The sequence below is a fragment of the Acrocarpospora phusangensis genome (assembly GCF_016862995.1).
Lineage (GTDB): Bacteria > Actinomycetota > Actinomycetes > Streptosporangiales > Streptosporangiaceae > Acrocarpospora > Acrocarpospora phusangensis.
In genome coordinates this window covers 71,839-87,155 of sequence record NZ_BOOA01000037.1, presented here as the reverse complement: position 1 = coordinate 87,155, position 15,317 = coordinate 71,839, and the positions used below count along the sequence as shown (strand labels likewise).

The following is a 15,317-nucleotide window of genomic DNA, read 5'->3' as shown; positions in this document are numbered from 1 at the left end:
GCTATCACGGTCAGCCGCAGTGTCCACCCGCCCACACGCCACGGACACCAGCCACCACGCTACGAACCCCAGCCACGCTACAAACCCCAGCCACAACAAAAAGCCAGGTCAGACGAAACGAACGCCCGACCTGGCCCCGATCCCCCTACCCCACACCATGCGGCGCGAGCAGATCCCCAAGCCCGATGCGATCCAAGAACCGCTCCCGAACCCGATCAGCGACCGCACTCACCTCCTCCGACCCATCGTCAGCCGGATCCACATGCACCCGGAACGGCCGCTTCCCATGCGCCGTATCCACCACCCGAACAACCGCATCGGCAACCAACCCCACATCCGCCCCAGCCGGCCGAAGCGCAGCCAACCGCGCCCCCACCTGCTCCATCAACCCCCCGTACCGCTCGTCATAAGCCGGAACAACCCCCCGCTCAGACGGATGCCCCGCATTCGCGAAGTGATTCGTCCCCGACGTGAACGCCCCCGGCACCACGATGGTCGTCTCGATGCCGAACCGCGCCAGCTCAGCCGCGTACGACACCGCCAGCGCATCCGCCGCCGCCTTGGCGGCGAAGTACGGCGCGAGATAAGGCGGAGTCCCACCCTTGGTGGAACTGGACCCGATCCACACCAGCAGCCCATGCTCCCGCCGCCGCATGTACGGCAGAACCGCCCGATTGAGCCGCTGACACCCCAGCACATTCGTGTCGTACACGGCCGCGATCTCCGCAGGGGTGAACGCCTCGGCCGGCCCGAGCACCATGTGCCCGGCATTGTGCACGACCACGTCGAGTTCGTCCGCCTCCGCCAGCACGGTCGCGACCGCCGCGTCGACGGACTCCTGCGACAGCACATCCAGCTCGACGACCCGCAGATCGACGTCGTGGTCCGTGGCATACGCCGCGGCTTCAGCGACATGCTCGGCGTTGCGTCCCGAAGTGTCACGCATCGCCGCGTACACCGTATGCCCAGCACGAGCCAGGGCCCGCGCGGACAACGCGCCGAACCCCGAACTCGCACCCGTGATGAGGATGGTCTTGCTCATGACGTACTCCTGAAATGTCGGAAAAGACAGGGAGCGTCCGCTATTCGAAGGTGATGACGCGCCGGCCGCCCCCGGCCCCGCCGGCCATGGCCTCCAGCGTCGCCTGCGCGTCGTCGAGAGTGATCGGCGTGACCTTCGGCAGGATGCCGTGCCGCACCGAGAAGGCCAGCGTGTCCCGCAGGTCGTGCGGTGATCCGGACGGCGAGGCCATGACCCGGAGCCGGTTGAGCACCATCGGCGAGGCCTGCAGGGTGAGCGGCGTGTTGTCGTAGCCGCAGAGCACCAGGGTGCCGTCAGGGGCGAGCCCGGTGAGTACGGCGGAGGCGGCCTCGTTGGACGGGGCGGCGTTCAGGATGACGTCCGCGCCGCCGTCCCAGGCTTTGAGCGCGGCGGCGGCGTCGGTGTCGCCGCTGGCCACGTAAAGTTCCGCGCCGAGGTCCTTGGCCTCCGCCTCGCCGCGGGCCGACCGGCCGACCACGGCGACCCGCGCGCCCATGGCCACCGCGTACCGGATGGCGAGCGCGCCGACGCCGCCGGCGCCGACGACCGCCACCCGGGAACCGGGGGTGGCGCCGGCGCGGCGCAGCGCGTTGAACGCGGTCAGGCCCGCGCACATCAGCGGCGCCGCGGCCACCGGGTCCAGTCCGGCCGGCAGCGGGGTGACATATCCGCCTTTGAGCAGGACGTATTCGGCGTAGCCGCCGTCCGCGACGATGCCGGTGATGCGCTTGGACGGGCAGAGGATCTGGTCGCCGGACACGCAGTAGTCGCAGTGGCCGCACGAGTCGTACAGGAACTGGCCGCCGACCTGGTCGCCGACGGACAGGCCGGGCACGCCGCCGCCGAGCGCGGCGACCGTCCCGGCGATCTCGTGTCCGGGCACGATCGGGAAACGGGCGAACGGGAAGTGCCCGCGCGTCAGGGCCAGATCGGTGAAACACACCCCACAGGCGGTGATCTTCACCAGGACCTCACCCGGTCCGGGCTCCGGAATCTGGCGGTCTTCCAGGGACAGCGGAGCGCCCACCCCGGTCGCGACTGCTGCGCGCATATCGGTCTTCCTCCTCGGCGGAACTCGATCGGAGGTCAGTGATCCCCTCTTCCCAGGGTGCCCCCGGACCGGCCCGCTAGCCTGGGGTGGTCAACCCCAGGTTCGGAGCAGCCCGAACGCGGGCCCAGGCGTGTCCCGCCACACCTCGGCCGGGTCAAGCCCATGCAGGGCCGGTACGACATCCGGGTCATCCGGCACGAACCACAGCAGCCGCTGGGCGGCGTCGGCCGTCACGATGCTGTTGCAGGTGACCTTGAGGGTGCCGAGCGCCGGGTTGACGATCCGCTTGTACTCCTCGTGGCGCACCTTGACCCCCCGCGCCCGCCACAACCGCGCGAACTCCTCACTCGCGCTCAGCAGATAACCGACGAGCTCGCTCCCGGCCTGATCATCAGGCCCCCGGCGCGCCACCGCGGTACGCAGATCGGACACGAGCAGCCGCGAGTGATAGTCGTGGTCCTCCGCCGGATAAAGATCACGCGTGCCCGGAATCGTGAACCAGTGATAGAGGAAACTGGCCCGGATCCCGGCCAGCCCCGACTGCGGCCCGACCAGCACCTGCGCGGCATGGTTCTGCACCACCACCTCATGCATGTCGGTGATCACCATCGCCGGCGTGTCCTCCAGCCGCTGCATGAGCTGACGCAGCGCCGCCTGCATCCTGACCGGCTCCGCCCCGTACGGCACCGGCTGCCCGGCCAGCCGGAAGAGATGGTCGGTCTCATCCACATCCAGCCGCAACGCCCGCGCCAGCGCGTGCAGCACCGGCCCCGAAGGACACTGCCCCCGCCCCTGCTCCAACTCGGTGTAGTAGTCGACCGACATACTCGCCAGCCCCGCCACCTCATCCCGCCGCAACCCGGGCACCCGCCGCTTGCTCCCCACCGGCACCCCCACCGCCTCAGGACTCAACCAGTCCCTCCGCGACTTCAAGAACGCCCCCAACTCCCCAAGATCCACAACACCCTCCCCTCCCACCGACTCTAGAACCGCCCGGCAGGACGGCCCCGCACCAGGCCGACTGATCGTTAACAAGGCGGCAACGCGAGTTAATGCAGGGACAAAAGTTGAACGTTCTACTTGGCCCAGTTTCGTGAGCTTTGTGTGGCTTGCGTGACTTGTGTGCAAGAGAGGAATGTTCATGAGGCTTTCTAGGGCCGCGCGGTGGCGCGGTCTGGCCGCCGTGGTCGTCGCAGTGGTGACGGGGGCCGTGGCGCTGCCCGTTCCCGCCGCCGCCGATACCTGGTCGGTCGTGCCTGTCGAGGGTGGGTACCAGGTGACGTTACGCCTGGACGAAGCACTGCCGGTACGGGACGCCGCGCCCGAGCTGGCGGTCAACGGGCAGTCGCTCGGCTACGCGACGGAGAGCGATGAGGGCCACACGCTGACGCTGCTGACCTCCGACCCGCGCGCGGGCGAGGCCAGGAGTGTGCAGGTCGCCTGGAACGGGGTCGTCGAGTCCCGGGTCTCCCCCAAGGCCATCTACACGCCGCCGGCGCAGCCGCAACCGACGACGATCCCCACCGACCCGGGTGTACTCGGGCCGTACGAAGTCGAGGAGAGCACCTACGACCTGGGTGACACCGCGATCAGCCTGGACGGGCTGGGTGGCCGGCTGGGTGAGCTGCGGGCTGAGGTGTACCAGCCGAAGGGGGCGCTCGGACGGCGCCCGCTGGTGCTCTTCCTGCACGGCAGGCACTCGGCCTGCTACGACCCGATCACCCGGCGGACCAGCAACAACGCCTGGCCGTGCCCGGCCGGGCAGCAGCCGATCGAGAGCTTCAAGGGCTACAAGGGCCCGGCCGACGCGCTGGCCAGCCACGGCTACGCAGTCGTGTCGGTGAGCGCGAACGCGGTCAACGCCTTCGACGCCAACTTCTCCGAGGACCGGGGCGCGCTGGCCCGCAGCGAGGTCGTCATGCGCCACCTCGACCTGCTCAACGACGCCGAGAAGGGCAAGGGCGACCCGCGGCTGGTGTCGCTGTTCCAGGGCAGGATCGACCTGGACAACGTCGGTTTCATGGGGCATTCGCGTGGTGGCGAGGGCGTCGCCAAGGCCGTGCTCGTGAACTCCGGCCGGGCCAAGCCGTACGGCGTGCGGGCCGTGCTGCCGCTCGCGCCGACCGACTTCGCCCGCGCGTCCCTGCCGGGCATCCCGACCGCGACGATCCTGCCGTACTGCGACGGGGACGTCTCCAACCAGCAGGGCCAGCACTTCTACGACGACTCCCTGTACGCCGACCCGGGCGACACCGCGTTCCGGTCGTCGCTGCTGGTCATGGGCACCGACCACAACTTCTTCAACACCGAGTGGACGCCGGGCGTGGCGACCGCGCCGGCCTCCGACGACTGGTCGAACAACAACGACCCGGTCTGCGGCAACCGGGCCGAGTCCCGGCTGAGCGCGGCCGAGCAGTACGCGGTCGGCACCGCTTTCATCGCCGGCTTCTTCCGGCTGGTCCAGGGTCAGGAGACGGCGCTGATGCCGCTGTTCGACGGCAGCGGCAAGACCGTCGCCTCGACCGGCCGCGCCGTCGTCTACACCGTCGCCCAGGCTCCGGTCTCCAGCCGGATCGACGTGGCCACCTTCGCCGGGCCCTCCCCGGCCGTGGTGTCGGGCGCGGCCACCGGCGCGATCTGCGCGAGCATGCTCGACCGGTCGCCGCAGAGCGGGCTGCCGTCCTGCGCGACCAAGCTGACCACCTCGCAGGCGCCGTCGTGGACGCCCGCCACGTACCTGCCGAACGCGGTGGCCAGTCCGGTGATGCGGTTCTCCTGGCAGGACACGTCCGGCAAGCTGACCGTGCCGCTCGCGCAGCGGAACATCTCCAAGGCCGAACTGCTCACCTTCCGGGTGGCTCGGGACGAGAACCTGGCGGCGTCCGCCCCCCTCGATCTGAACCTCACCCTGGTCGACGGGCGGGACCGGAGCGTCACCGTGCCGGTCTCGACGCTCGGCCCGGCGCTGACCGCGCTGCCCGGCCTCACCTCCCCGCTGCCGAAGACCTGGCTGCGGACGGTACGGCTGCCGCTGAGCGGTCTCAGCGGGATCGACAAGAAGGACATCAAGGAGGTGTCGCTCACCGGCGCGTCCGAGACCGGCGGCGTCTACCTCGCGGACCTGTCCTTCACCCGGTTCCGGGTCGGCGAGGAGAGCATCGCGTCCCTGCCGCAGGTGTCGGTCGGCGACGTGACCGTCCTCGAAGGCAACGGCCCTGGTGAGGCGCAGATCCCGGTGACGCTGTCCAAGCCGTCGGACGTGCCGGTGACGGCGACCGTACAGGCGCTCGCCGCCGGGACCGGCCCGGTCATCACGCAGGTCGCGGCCACGGTCACGATCCCGGCGGGCCAGACCGGCGGCGTCTTCACGGTGCCGCTCGCCGGCAACACGGTGAAGACGACGGCCGTCCAGTCGTACCAGGTGATCGCGGGCGTCTCGGCGAACGCGACCATCGGCGACGGCTTCGCCCGCCTGGTCGTCACCGACGACGACTGATTCACCCTCACGGCGGCGGCCTTCCGGTCGCCGCCGTGCTGTTTCCCGATACCCCGGCCGACTTGTTATCGTCAGCTCGACGATTAAGGAGGTTGGGGTGTCATTGACCGATTTACTGGGGCCGCTGCTGGAGCCCGCGATCACGCTGGGCGGTGTGCCGACGAGTTGGGCGGAGCTGCTGGGGTTCGCGACCGGGGTGCTCACCGTCTGGCTGGTGGTCCGGCAGAACGTCTGGAACTGGCCGATCAGCGTCGCGAACGTGATCCTGCTCGGGCTCGTGTTCCTGAGCGTCAGCCTGTACGCGGACGCCGCCCTCCAGATCGTCTACGTCGCCCTCGGCCTGTACGGCTGGTGGCAGTGGCTCTACGGCGGAACCGGCAGGACCACCCTAACCGTCTCCAGGACCGGCCGCCGCGAATGGCTCTGGCTCATCCTCGCCGGAGCCACCGTCACCGCGTCCCTCACCGCCGTTCTGTCCACCTGGACCGACTCGAACGTGCCGATCTGGGACGCCCTCACGACCGCGCTCTCCCTGATGGCGACGTACGGCCAGTGCCGCAAGCTCCTGGAATCCTGGTGGCTCTGGATCGCCGCCGACCTCATCTACATCCCGCTTTACGCGTACAAGGAGCTCTATCTCACGAGCGCTCTCTACGTGCTGTTCCTGGCGCTGTGCGTCGCCGGGCTGCGCGCGTGGCGCCGCGACCTGGTCTCCCAGCCGGCTCCCCTCGCGGCGTCCGCGGCATGACCGCCCGGTTCGCGCACGGCCTCGTCATCGGCAAGTTCTATCCGCCGCACGCCGGCCACCACCACCTCATCGACACCGCGGCCGGCCAGTGCGCGCTGGTCACGGTGGTCGTGGCGGCGTCGACCACGGAGCGCATCCCGCTGGCCTCCCGTACGGCCTGGCTGCGGGAGGCGCATCCGCAGCCGCACGTGGTGATCGCGCCGGTGGTCGACGACGTCGAGATCGACTACGACGACCCGGAGATCTGGGCCGCGCACGTCGAGGTGTTCCGGCACGCGCTGGAGTTGGCCCACGGCGCGCAGGGCCCTGCGATCGACGCGGTGTTCTCCTCCGAGGCGTACGGACCGGAACTGGCCCGCAGGTTCGCGGCCGAGCATGTCGCGGTCGACCCCGAGCGCCGGCGCCACCCGGTGAGCGGGACCCTGGCGCGGGAGGATCCGGTGGCGGCGTGGCCCTGGCTCACCCCGGCCGTACGGGCGCATCTCGCCCGGCGGGTCGTGGTCGTGGGCGCCGAGTCCACCGGCACGACCACGCTGGCCCGCGCGCTGGCCGGGCACTACGCCGGTCGCGGCGGTGTCTGGGCCGCCACCCGGTGGGTGCCCGAGTACGGCAGGACCTACTGCGAGGAGAAACTGGCCTTCGCCCGCCGGGGCGCGAAGGCGGCGGGCGAGCCCGAGCCGTGGCTGGACGATCTCCGGTGGGAGCCGGAGGAGTTCACGCTGATCGCGGAGAGACAACTCGCGTGGGAGGACGCGGCCGCCCGGGTCGGCTCGCCGCTCCTGTTCTGCGACACGGACGCCTTCAGCACGGCCCTCTGGCACGAACGCTACCTCGGCGCCCCGAGCCAGGAGGTTCTCCGCATCCACGAACAAGCCCGGCACGACCTGTGGATCCACACGAGCGTGGACGGCATGCCCTTCGAGCAGGACGGCTGGCGCGACGGCGAGCACATCCGCCACACCATGGACCGCCGCTTCCGCCAGGAACTCACCGACCGCGGGCTCCCGCACGTCATCGTCCGCGGCTCACCCGAGGAACGCCTGTCCACCGCGGTCCACACCGTCGACGCCCTCATCAGCTCCACGCATACGCCTCTTATACGCGGCATGTACGGCACCCCTGGATGATCTCGCACCATTGATCGACCACTTCGGGGAGCCCGCATGAGAATCCGGAAGACAGCTGTCACCCTTGCCACAGTCGCGCTCGCGAGCGGAGTCTTCCTCAGCCCGGCCGGCGCCGACTCCGTGCCCACGTACTGCTCCGCGTGGGGACACACGGGGGTCTTCGACTACCAGGCGTGCATCGAGAAGCACCCGGGCAGCATGGCGCACGTGCTGAAAGTCAAGAACCTCTCGAACACCGCCGCGTACGGCGTGCTGATCACTCTGGGGCGGCTCGTCAACAGAAGCGGCACGTACTGCATGAAGGGTTCCGGCCAGAGCTTCGCGGCCTGGGAGACCCGGACGTTCACGTGCTACTCGACCAGGGAGTCCGGCAAGAGGTACATGACGAGCGGCGCGGTGAACAAGGGCGGTCACGTCCTCTCTCCGGAGATCACCGGCTGAGCTGCTCCGGTTCGTGGGCAGGGTGTCACCCTTCCCGCCTGCCTCGCGAACCCGGGAGATCCGCCGGAACGGCACGGGACCGCCTCTCCACCGAGGCGGTCCCGTGACCGGTTCACCTGGTCACGCAGACCGGCTTCCGGCTCCCCGGCCCGCAGGCGACGAAGTAGATCGCGCCCGTGGTGATGCCCTTCTGGTGCGCGTCGTAGTAGGCGAAGCTCTGCTCGACGATCTCCAGGACCGGGTCCAGCACCTCGGCCACGACCGCCATCTTCTCCAGCGACGCGAACACCCGGTTGGCCTCCTTGAGGGCGGCCTTGCTCACCGCGACCACCTCGTCGGCCTGCCGGATCGCCTGCTTGAGCACGTCCGTCTGCCGGTCCATCGAGTCGATGAGGGCGGAGATCCGGCCGGCCACCGCGGAGTCGGCGGGCAGGCCGTACTTCTGGGCGATCGGCACCAGGACCAGCCGGGCCGAGTTCAGCGCGGCCTTCTCCGCCGGGCAGCCGGTGTTGCGCCGGTTGAGGCACTTGGCCAGCGCCTGCTCGGCCTTCGTGTAGTCCTTCGCTGCCTTCAGGTCGGCCCGAGCGGTCTTGATCTTCTCCAGGTGCTCGGTGAGGTTCCGCTGGGCCTGCTGCTGGCTCGCCTCGTCGGTGTTGAAGATCGTGGTGAGCCGCTCGATCTCCTTCTTCTGCTCGTCGGCCTCCTGCTCCGCGAAGCCCGGGGTGTATTCCAGGGTGAGCATGCGCAGGTACTTGGCGAGGTTCACGGGGTCGAGCTTGGTCACCGCCTCCCAGGCCCGCCTGGTCTCCTCGGTGACGTAGAAGCCGCCGCCCAGCGCGGCCAGCTGGTCGACCAGGCGTTCCATCGCCGGCGGGTCGTTGATCAGCCCGACGAGCGGCGACATCGCGCAGAGGAACGCCCCGGACGGCTCCGGCCGCAGTTGCAGCCCGGCGACGCACTCCCACAACTTCTTCGCGTCTCCCCGCAAAGCCCGCTGGAAGGCGGCGATCTTCGTGAGGTCGTTCTGGAGGCCGGTCTGGCTCAGCCACCCCATGCTGAGGATCTTCGTCACGATCTCCACGGCCTGCATGTTCAGCGCGGCCTGGTCGGTGATGTCGTACGCGAAGCTGATGAACTGGTCGGGTTCGGACAGGCATGCTCCCGGCCAGGTCAGCGTGCCGTACGCGTCGGGGCCCAGCAGCGCGGCGCCGTTCGGGTTGACCACTCGCGGCCAGCGCGTCTCCGGACGCGGCGGAAGCGCCGCGCCGCTCTGCGCGGACGGCACCACGCCGTTCCACACCTGGGCGTCCCGGGTGCTCTTCACCGTCAGCGTGACCGGGCACTCGCCGGTGGCGGGGGCGACCGTCCCCTCCAGGAGGCCGTGCGCGTCGGAGGTGTCGACCCGGATCTCGATGCCGCCGACCCGGATCTCCGACTCGGTCGAGCAGCCGGGCTTGGCGGCGGTGAACTCCAGCACGTGCGCGCCCCGCTGCGAGAACCGCACCGTGTTGCTGACGATCACCGTCCGGCCGAGGCTGGCGACCAGCGTGGGGCCGAACGTGGCCGTTCCCGGGCCGCTCACCTGCCGCCACTGGTAGTCGAAACCGGCCGGATCGGTGCTGAACTCCACGGTCGCGGTCAGCGCGACGCCGTCGCCGTCAAGCGCCTGCTCCAGCCGTACGGCCGGGGCCTGACACGTCGGACTGGGAGACGGCTCCGCTGACGGTTCCCCCGAAGGACTGGGGGACGGCGTGGCCGACCCGTCCGGGCAGCCGTTGTTCGAGGCGGGGCCGGGCTCGCTCGGACAGGAGTCGTCCCCGTCGTCGACCCCGTCGCCGTCGTAATCCGCCCCGGGCGTCGCGGGCGCCGGGAAATATCCCGAGGTGCCCGTCGAGTCGTACATCGGGACGGCCGCGTTGACCCCGTCCATCATGATGGTCCTGAACCGCACGCAGATCCGGCAGTACGGATACCCGCCACCGATCGACACATCGGCCTCGGTCACGGTCACGCGCGTGCTTCCGCTGGTCCCCAGCGACACACTCCGCCCGGACGCCAGGATCGTGTGCTGCACCGTCAGCGTGGCCTGCCGGCAGTCCTCCTCCTGGACGCGCTCGAACCCCTCGGTGGAGAACTCGATGACCGCCGGGAACTTCTGAATGAACCGGTTCGGCTGCCCGGTCCCGTCATCGACCAGATCAGCGTGAATCATCCCCCCGCCGTAGCAGAACACCGCCGCCGACGCCGGGGCCACCACGACGAACGACAGAAGCAACACGAGACCCGCGAAAACCCTCGCCGGCAATCTCGATAAAAGGCGCACACCCATGAACCCGTCCTCGAAGCTCAGCCCTCGCTTTAGACCGCTCCAAACGACGCTAACCCTCGGCCCCACCCCCGATCCCGTCAAATGATGGGAAACCCCCACCAGCCGGGAAGCCGAACCGCCGAAAATTTCGGAAGGGTCGTTCCCGTCTCGACGCCTAGTTGTTATGGGTCGTTATAAAGAGGTGATTTGGTCGCGTTAAACCATTCCGACCTGGGAAAACGGTCTTCTCACATGGGCAGAAACGTGACAGTTGGATTCCGCTCCATCTTGTCCGTTTTGTTGCGCTCCAATACCGTCCGCAGAGGTTTTGTGTTCCCTGGACGGGCCTCTTCCCGAGCACCCCCGTCCCTCCGCCCTGGAGGCGAGATGCGGTTTCGCGCAGCGGTGCGCAGTAGATCCCCCTATGGCAAGGCGTTAGGTGTCGCGGTCCTCGTGTCGGCCGCGTTCGTCCTGACGCCGACGGCGGCGGCGCAGGCCGACCCGGCCGACTGCACCACCGACGCCAACGCCCATGTGACCAATGTCCCTAGTCCCGAGCAGTTCTTCGGTTTCCCCCTGGGTTCGGGACAGCCCAGAATCCTCACCACCGAAGAGATCAAGAACTACGTCCAGGCCGTCGGCGGCACCTCCGACCGTGTCCGTACGGGCACGATGGCGCACAGCGTCTCCGGCCAGGACCTGCCGTACGCCATCGTGTCCAACCCGGGCAACGTGTCCGACGCGCGGCTGAAGAAGATCGCCGACGACATCGCCGCGCTGCGCGACCCGCGCACCCTCACCGAGAGCAAGGCGGCGCGCATCGCCGACGACTCCCCGGCCATCGTCTACATCGCGGGCAACGTGCACGGCGGCGAGAAGAGCGGCGCGGACGCCTCGCTCCAGACCCTGTACGAGCTGGCCGCCAACCTGTCCTGCGACGTGGCCGAGCGCAACGACAACCTGATCACGATCATCGTGCCGACCCAGAACCCGGACGGCCGCGACGCCAACCGCCGGCAGAACGACTACGGGTTCGACCTGAACCGGGACTGGTTCGCCCGCACCCAGCCGGAGACCGACGGCAAGATCGAACTGCTGCGGAAGTACCCGCCGCAGGTCTTCGTCGACGCGCACGAGATGGGCGGCCGGCAGTACTTCTTCCCGCCGAACGCCGACCCCATCCACCACGAGATCGCCGACCAGCCGGTCGACTGGATCAACCGGATCGGCGCGGCGAACGCCGCCGGCTTCGGCTTCAACGGCGCCTGCGGCGGCGCCGTCACCACCGAGTGCTACTTCAACTACGCCACGTACGACCTGTTCTACATGGGGTACGGCGACACCGTGCCGGCCACCGGCTTCGGCGCCGCCGGCATGACGTACGAGAAGGGCAGCACCTCGGCCGTACAGGACCGGGTGCAGCAGCAGTTCAACACCCAGTGGGCGACGGTCGGCTGGGCCTCGGCCAACCGGCACGAGATCCTCAGCAGCTACTACTCGATCTGGAAGACCGCGCTCGCCGAGGGCGCCGCGGGCACCCTCCAGCCCAACGAGGTCGTGCAGCCGACCAACACCGTGCAGTTCCCGGTGCCCGACCTCAAGATCCGTTCGTACTTCCTGCTGCCCGACCGCCAGATCGGCGACGTGCGCAAGCTGGTCGAGCGGCTGCGCGGCATGGACGTCGAGGTCTACCGGCTGACGAAGCCCGTCACGGTGCCCAGCGCCCGGATCTTCGGCGGCCGCAGCGCCAGCAACCTCGAGGTGCCCGCGGGCGCGTACTGGATTCCGATGAACCAGCCGCAGAAGCACTGGATCCAGGCGACCCTCGGCGAGGACCCCTACACGCCGTTCCCGTACTTCTACGACGTCTCCTCCTGGAGCAACCCGCTCCTGGCGGGCGTGGACACGATCTACACCGGCGACGCGCTGTCGCCGCAGGCCCAGCTGGTCAGGAAGCCGGAGGGCGGCGTCGCCCAGGGCGCCTCGAAGAAGGGCTCCTACTCCTACCCGCTGGATTCGGCGGCGGCCTCCGAGCTCACCTTCAAGCTGCTCGCCCAGGGCGTGCCGCTCCAGCGTGACCTGGAGACCGGCGTGGTCAGCCTGCCCACCCCCGCGGTCGACCGGCACGCGCTGGACGAACTGGCCACCTCGCTCGGCGTCACCGTCACCGGCAGCGGAGCCGCGGCTTCGGGCACCCCGCTGAGCACCCCCGACGTCGGCCTGTTCAACGGCACCGGCATCAGCACCACCTCCGGCTCGTACGGCGAGACGCGCTACGTGCTCGGCTCCCGCTGGGGCCTCGACCTCAAGCCGGTCACCACGGCCGACATCAACGGCAACACCCCGGCCTTCACCGAGCGGACCGCCCTCGTCGTCCCCGACGGCAGCAGCTCCAACGGCGGCCTGAACACGCAGGGCCTGGCCAACCTCAAGCAGTGGGTGGCCGCGGGCGGCACCTACCTCGGGCTCCGCAACGAGGGCACCCGGGTGGCCCGCGCCGCCGGCCTGACCTCCACCACCGAGAAGGCCAAGCCGACCGGCTACCAGGTCATCGGCTCCCACTTCCGGGTGGACACGGCCACCGCCGACCCGGTCGCCCTCGGCCGTCCGGCGGAGGACTTCCAGTTCAACAACGGCGACCCGATCCTCAACCCGAGCACGACCGGCACCAACGTGCTCACCTACCCCGCCGACGGCCGGTTCTGGTCCAACGGGTACACCGTGGGATCCGACACGCTGAAGGGCACCGTGGCTCTGACCAACGAGCCGACCGGGGCCGGGCACGCGGTTCTGTTCGCGTACAACCCGCTGTTCCGGGCGTACAACGAGAACGGCATCCACCTGGTGGCCAACGCGCTGCTCCAGCCGGAGGGCGCCCCCGCCGCGCAGCAGCGGTCCGCCCGGCCGGTGCCGCCGGCCGCCGAGGTCCAGGAGCTGCCCAACCTGGGCGGCGAGTGGCGGCCGATCGTCATCCAGGTGGCCGACGCCGACCTCGCCCGCACTCAGGCGGTGGTCGAGCGGTACACCGGCACGGCGCAGATCGCGAGCGCCGACGGCTCGACGTACCTCACGATCCCCAACCCTGAGGGCCTCCCGGCGGACGAGCACCCCTACGTCCGCGACCTTGTCAACGACCTGAACGTGGCGGGCATCCCGCTCCGCTCCGTCGTCGCCTAATTTCAAAAAGGGCCCGGCCGGTTTCCCCCGGCCGGGCTCTTTGCTGTACGCACACAAGAAGGCGGGTAATGCGCAGGGAACCAGGGCCGGCGGATCCGCGGTTAATTATTGGTCTCCTGCCCAAACCGCCTGTAGTTGGATCCGGCGACCACGTCCCCACTGTCGCCGTTCTTCTTTCCCGTGGCCGAAACACGTTCGAGCACACCGATGACGCCGCCCAGAACCGCCAGCGCCGCCACCACGGCCAAGACCCGCTTGACCCGGCCGCTCTTCGAAAGACTCACCTTGTTCCCCCCGTGGACGGTGTCCGCTCCGACGAGCCGCGACAGTGATCCACGGCCCGATCCCATCGTCGGCACCCCCACTTGCGGCACCCTTGGACACGGCTGGTGTTTCGCGGTTCTAGAAGACCCAGAAAGCGCTGCTCCGACAACTCTTCGGCACCATCACACCGGCGAGTTCGGGACGATCCGCAGCCCAATACCCACCCCCGACATCGGGGATACGATCCCCGTCGAACACCCGCCCGATCCCCGGAGCATCGACACCACGCCTCCCTCCTTCGCTGATCGGCCGGCTCCCAGGAGGCCAAGCGGGAACAAGTGTCCTTCCCTCATCGGTCACCAGCACCAAGCACTTACCGTCAGACCTGTACGCCAGACGACTCGGCGGAGTTCCGGCCTGCATCCACAGCCCCGTCTGATTCACATAGATCCGAGGATCATCTCCGGCAACCGCGATCGGCTCTTCAGGGTCCGCCATCGGCACCCTTTCCCTCGGAGTCGGCGCCGCGTTTCCCTGGTGCTGAGCCCCACACCCGGCCAGCACCGTGAGGACCACCAGGATTCGGACCCAGCCATACACGACCCCACCGTACCCAACGATCATTTCGCGCAGCCCGTCTAGCGCCGTCTGCGGCCGGTGCCTGATCTTCCCCGTCTCCGGCGGCCTCTCCCGCCGTTCCTCTGTCGGTACGGCCTCGTATCCGGCACCGCTATGCGTGTCAGCCATACAGGCCGTTGGTTGGAGGCCTCGCGGTTCTGGAGGTCCTCCGTGATGGCGTCGCCGCCCGTCCATGCCCACCAGAAGATCACGCCCGCGATCGCGAGCCCGACGTTCGCCAGGACGCCGAGCGGGCCGGCCAGCCCGTTGAGGCCCAGTTGGATTCCTACGAAAGCGGCGAGGAGGATGAAGATGAGTTGGGGGCGCGGTGGTTTGGATTCCGATGGATCTCGGGAGGTCAGGAAAGCGAACCTGGGTGTCCTGCGGCGTAGACGGCCCGCCGGCCATATGCGGCCTCCAGGTAAATCGACGACCGCGCGCCGCAGGCGTCCCCATCCCCGGACTCGTACCTGGACGGCGAATTCCTGGGGGATCTGGTTCAGCACCGGATCCCACATGACGCGCTGATATCGAGCCTTGCCGGTCGCGCCGGAGGTGATTTCGAGGAAAGCCGAGGACGTGTAGACCTTCATCCTTCCTCTGCCGCCCGTGACGGAGTGATATGCCGTCACCCGCGCGGACTGGGGCGCCGCCGTCGCCGCGATCCACGCGAGACCCGCCCGCACCGCCCAAGCCAGGACGACGCAGGCGAAGCCGATAGCCGAGGCGATCAGCATGAAGGGCGCGAGGTCTTCTTCGCCGCGATAGCCGTACTCAGGTCCGGCCGCGACGGCCGCGATCACCAGGAGAAACGCCCCGCCGCTCACGCCAACGGAGATCAGAACGGGCCGCGCCAAAAGGGAATGCGGACCCCCAGGGGGTTAATCCTTTTCCATCCATCATTTTGAGCTTAACTCCCGGGCCGCCTGTCTCGGCGCCTGCCCGACCAGGCGTTCTTCACCCAGCAGGTCACGATTTCGCCCAGGGTCCTTTCGACCTCGGACGGCGGCAGCCTCACGGTCGTACTACGATCATGGTCCATTGT

11 protein-coding genes are annotated in these 15,317 nt (G+C 69.1%); 5 read left to right on the top strand and 6 right to left on the bottom strand.

The genetic code is table 11. From position 1 onward, the window contains the following. Positions 1-145: 145 nt before the first annotated feature. The 3 genes from Aph01nite_RS22535 to Aph01nite_RS22525 all read right to left on the bottom strand — a co-directional run bounded on the left by Aph01nite_RS22535 (position 146) and on the right by Aph01nite_RS22525 (position 3,053). The gene (locus Aph01nite_RS22535) at positions 146-1,042 is read right to left on the bottom strand and encodes an SDR family NAD(P)-dependent oxidoreductase (RefSeq protein WP_204042942.1); all 897 of its coding nucleotides are present in this window, start codon (positions 1,040-1,042) and stop codon (positions 146-148) included. Positions 1,043-1,082: 40 nt separating this feature from the next. Continuing rightward, complete coding sequence (locus Aph01nite_RS22530; protein WP_204042941.1) at positions 1,083-2,093, bottom strand: alcohol dehydrogenase catalytic domain-containing protein; 1,011 nt, start codon at positions 2,091-2,093, stop codon at positions 1,083-1,085. 90 nt (positions 2,094-2,183) lie between these two features. Beyond that, complete coding sequence (locus tag Aph01nite_RS22525; RefSeq protein ID WP_373872314.1) at positions 2,184-3,053, bottom strand: helix-turn-helix transcriptional regulator; 870 nt, start codon at positions 3,051-3,053, stop codon at positions 2,184-2,186. A 181-nt stretch (positions 3,054-3,234) separates the two neighbouring features. On the opposite strand from Aph01nite_RS22525, the gene Aph01nite_RS22520 reads away from it, so the two are divergent. From Aph01nite_RS22520 to Aph01nite_RS22505, 4 genes are all read left to right on the top strand, one after another. Further along, positions 3,235-5,589, top strand: coding sequence for an alpha/beta hydrolase (locus Aph01nite_RS22520; protein WP_204042939.1), 2,355 nt, complete (start codon positions 3,235-3,237; stop codon positions 5,587-5,589). A gap of 97 nt (positions 5,590-5,686) precedes the next feature. Continuing rightward, positions 5,687-6,337 (top strand): nicotinamide riboside transporter PnuC, encoded by a 651-nt coding sequence (gene pnuC, locus Aph01nite_RS22515; RefSeq protein WP_204042938.1) that lies wholly within the window; start codon positions 5,687-5,689, stop codon positions 6,335-6,337. Further along, positions 6,334-7,464 (top strand): AAA family ATPase, encoded by a 1,131-nt coding sequence (locus Aph01nite_RS22510; RefSeq protein WP_204042937.1) that lies wholly within the window; start codon positions 6,334-6,336, stop codon positions 7,462-7,464. Before pnuC ends, Aph01nite_RS22510 begins: the two co-directional genes overlap by 4 nt. Before the next feature lie 36 nt (positions 7,465-7,500). Further along, complete coding sequence (locus tag Aph01nite_RS22505; protein ID WP_204042936.1) at positions 7,501-7,905, top strand: hypothetical protein; 405 nt, start codon at positions 7,501-7,503, stop codon at positions 7,903-7,905. Positions 7,906-8,017: 112 nt separating this feature from the next. Here Aph01nite_RS22505 and Aph01nite_RS22500 read toward each other — a convergent pair whose 3' ends face one another. Continuing rightward, on the bottom strand, positions 8,018-10,183 hold the full coding sequence (locus tag Aph01nite_RS22500) for a hypothetical protein (RefSeq protein ID WP_204042935.1): 2,166 nt from the start codon (positions 10,181-10,183) through the stop codon (positions 8,018-8,020). A 417-nt stretch (positions 10,184-10,600) separates the two neighbouring features. Between Aph01nite_RS22500 and Aph01nite_RS22495 the strand changes: the two genes are divergently transcribed. Further along, positions 10,601-13,390, top strand: a complete 2,790-nt coding sequence (locus Aph01nite_RS22495; RefSeq protein WP_204042934.1) for a M14 family zinc carboxypeptidase — start codon at positions 10,601-10,603, stop codon at positions 13,388-13,390. Between the two features lie 101 nt (positions 13,391-13,491). Here the strand turns inward: Aph01nite_RS22495 and Aph01nite_RS22490 are convergent, their stop codons facing one another. Then, positions 13,492-13,755, bottom strand: a complete 264-nt coding sequence (locus Aph01nite_RS22490) for a hypothetical protein (RefSeq protein ID WP_204042933.1) — start codon at positions 13,753-13,755, stop codon at positions 13,492-13,494. A gap of 537 nt (positions 13,756-14,292) precedes the next feature. Next, positions 14,293-15,099, bottom strand: coding sequence for a hypothetical protein (locus Aph01nite_RS22485; protein WP_204042932.1), 807 nt, complete (start codon positions 15,097-15,099; stop codon positions 14,293-14,295). Positions 15,100-15,317 lie beyond the last annotated feature (218 nt).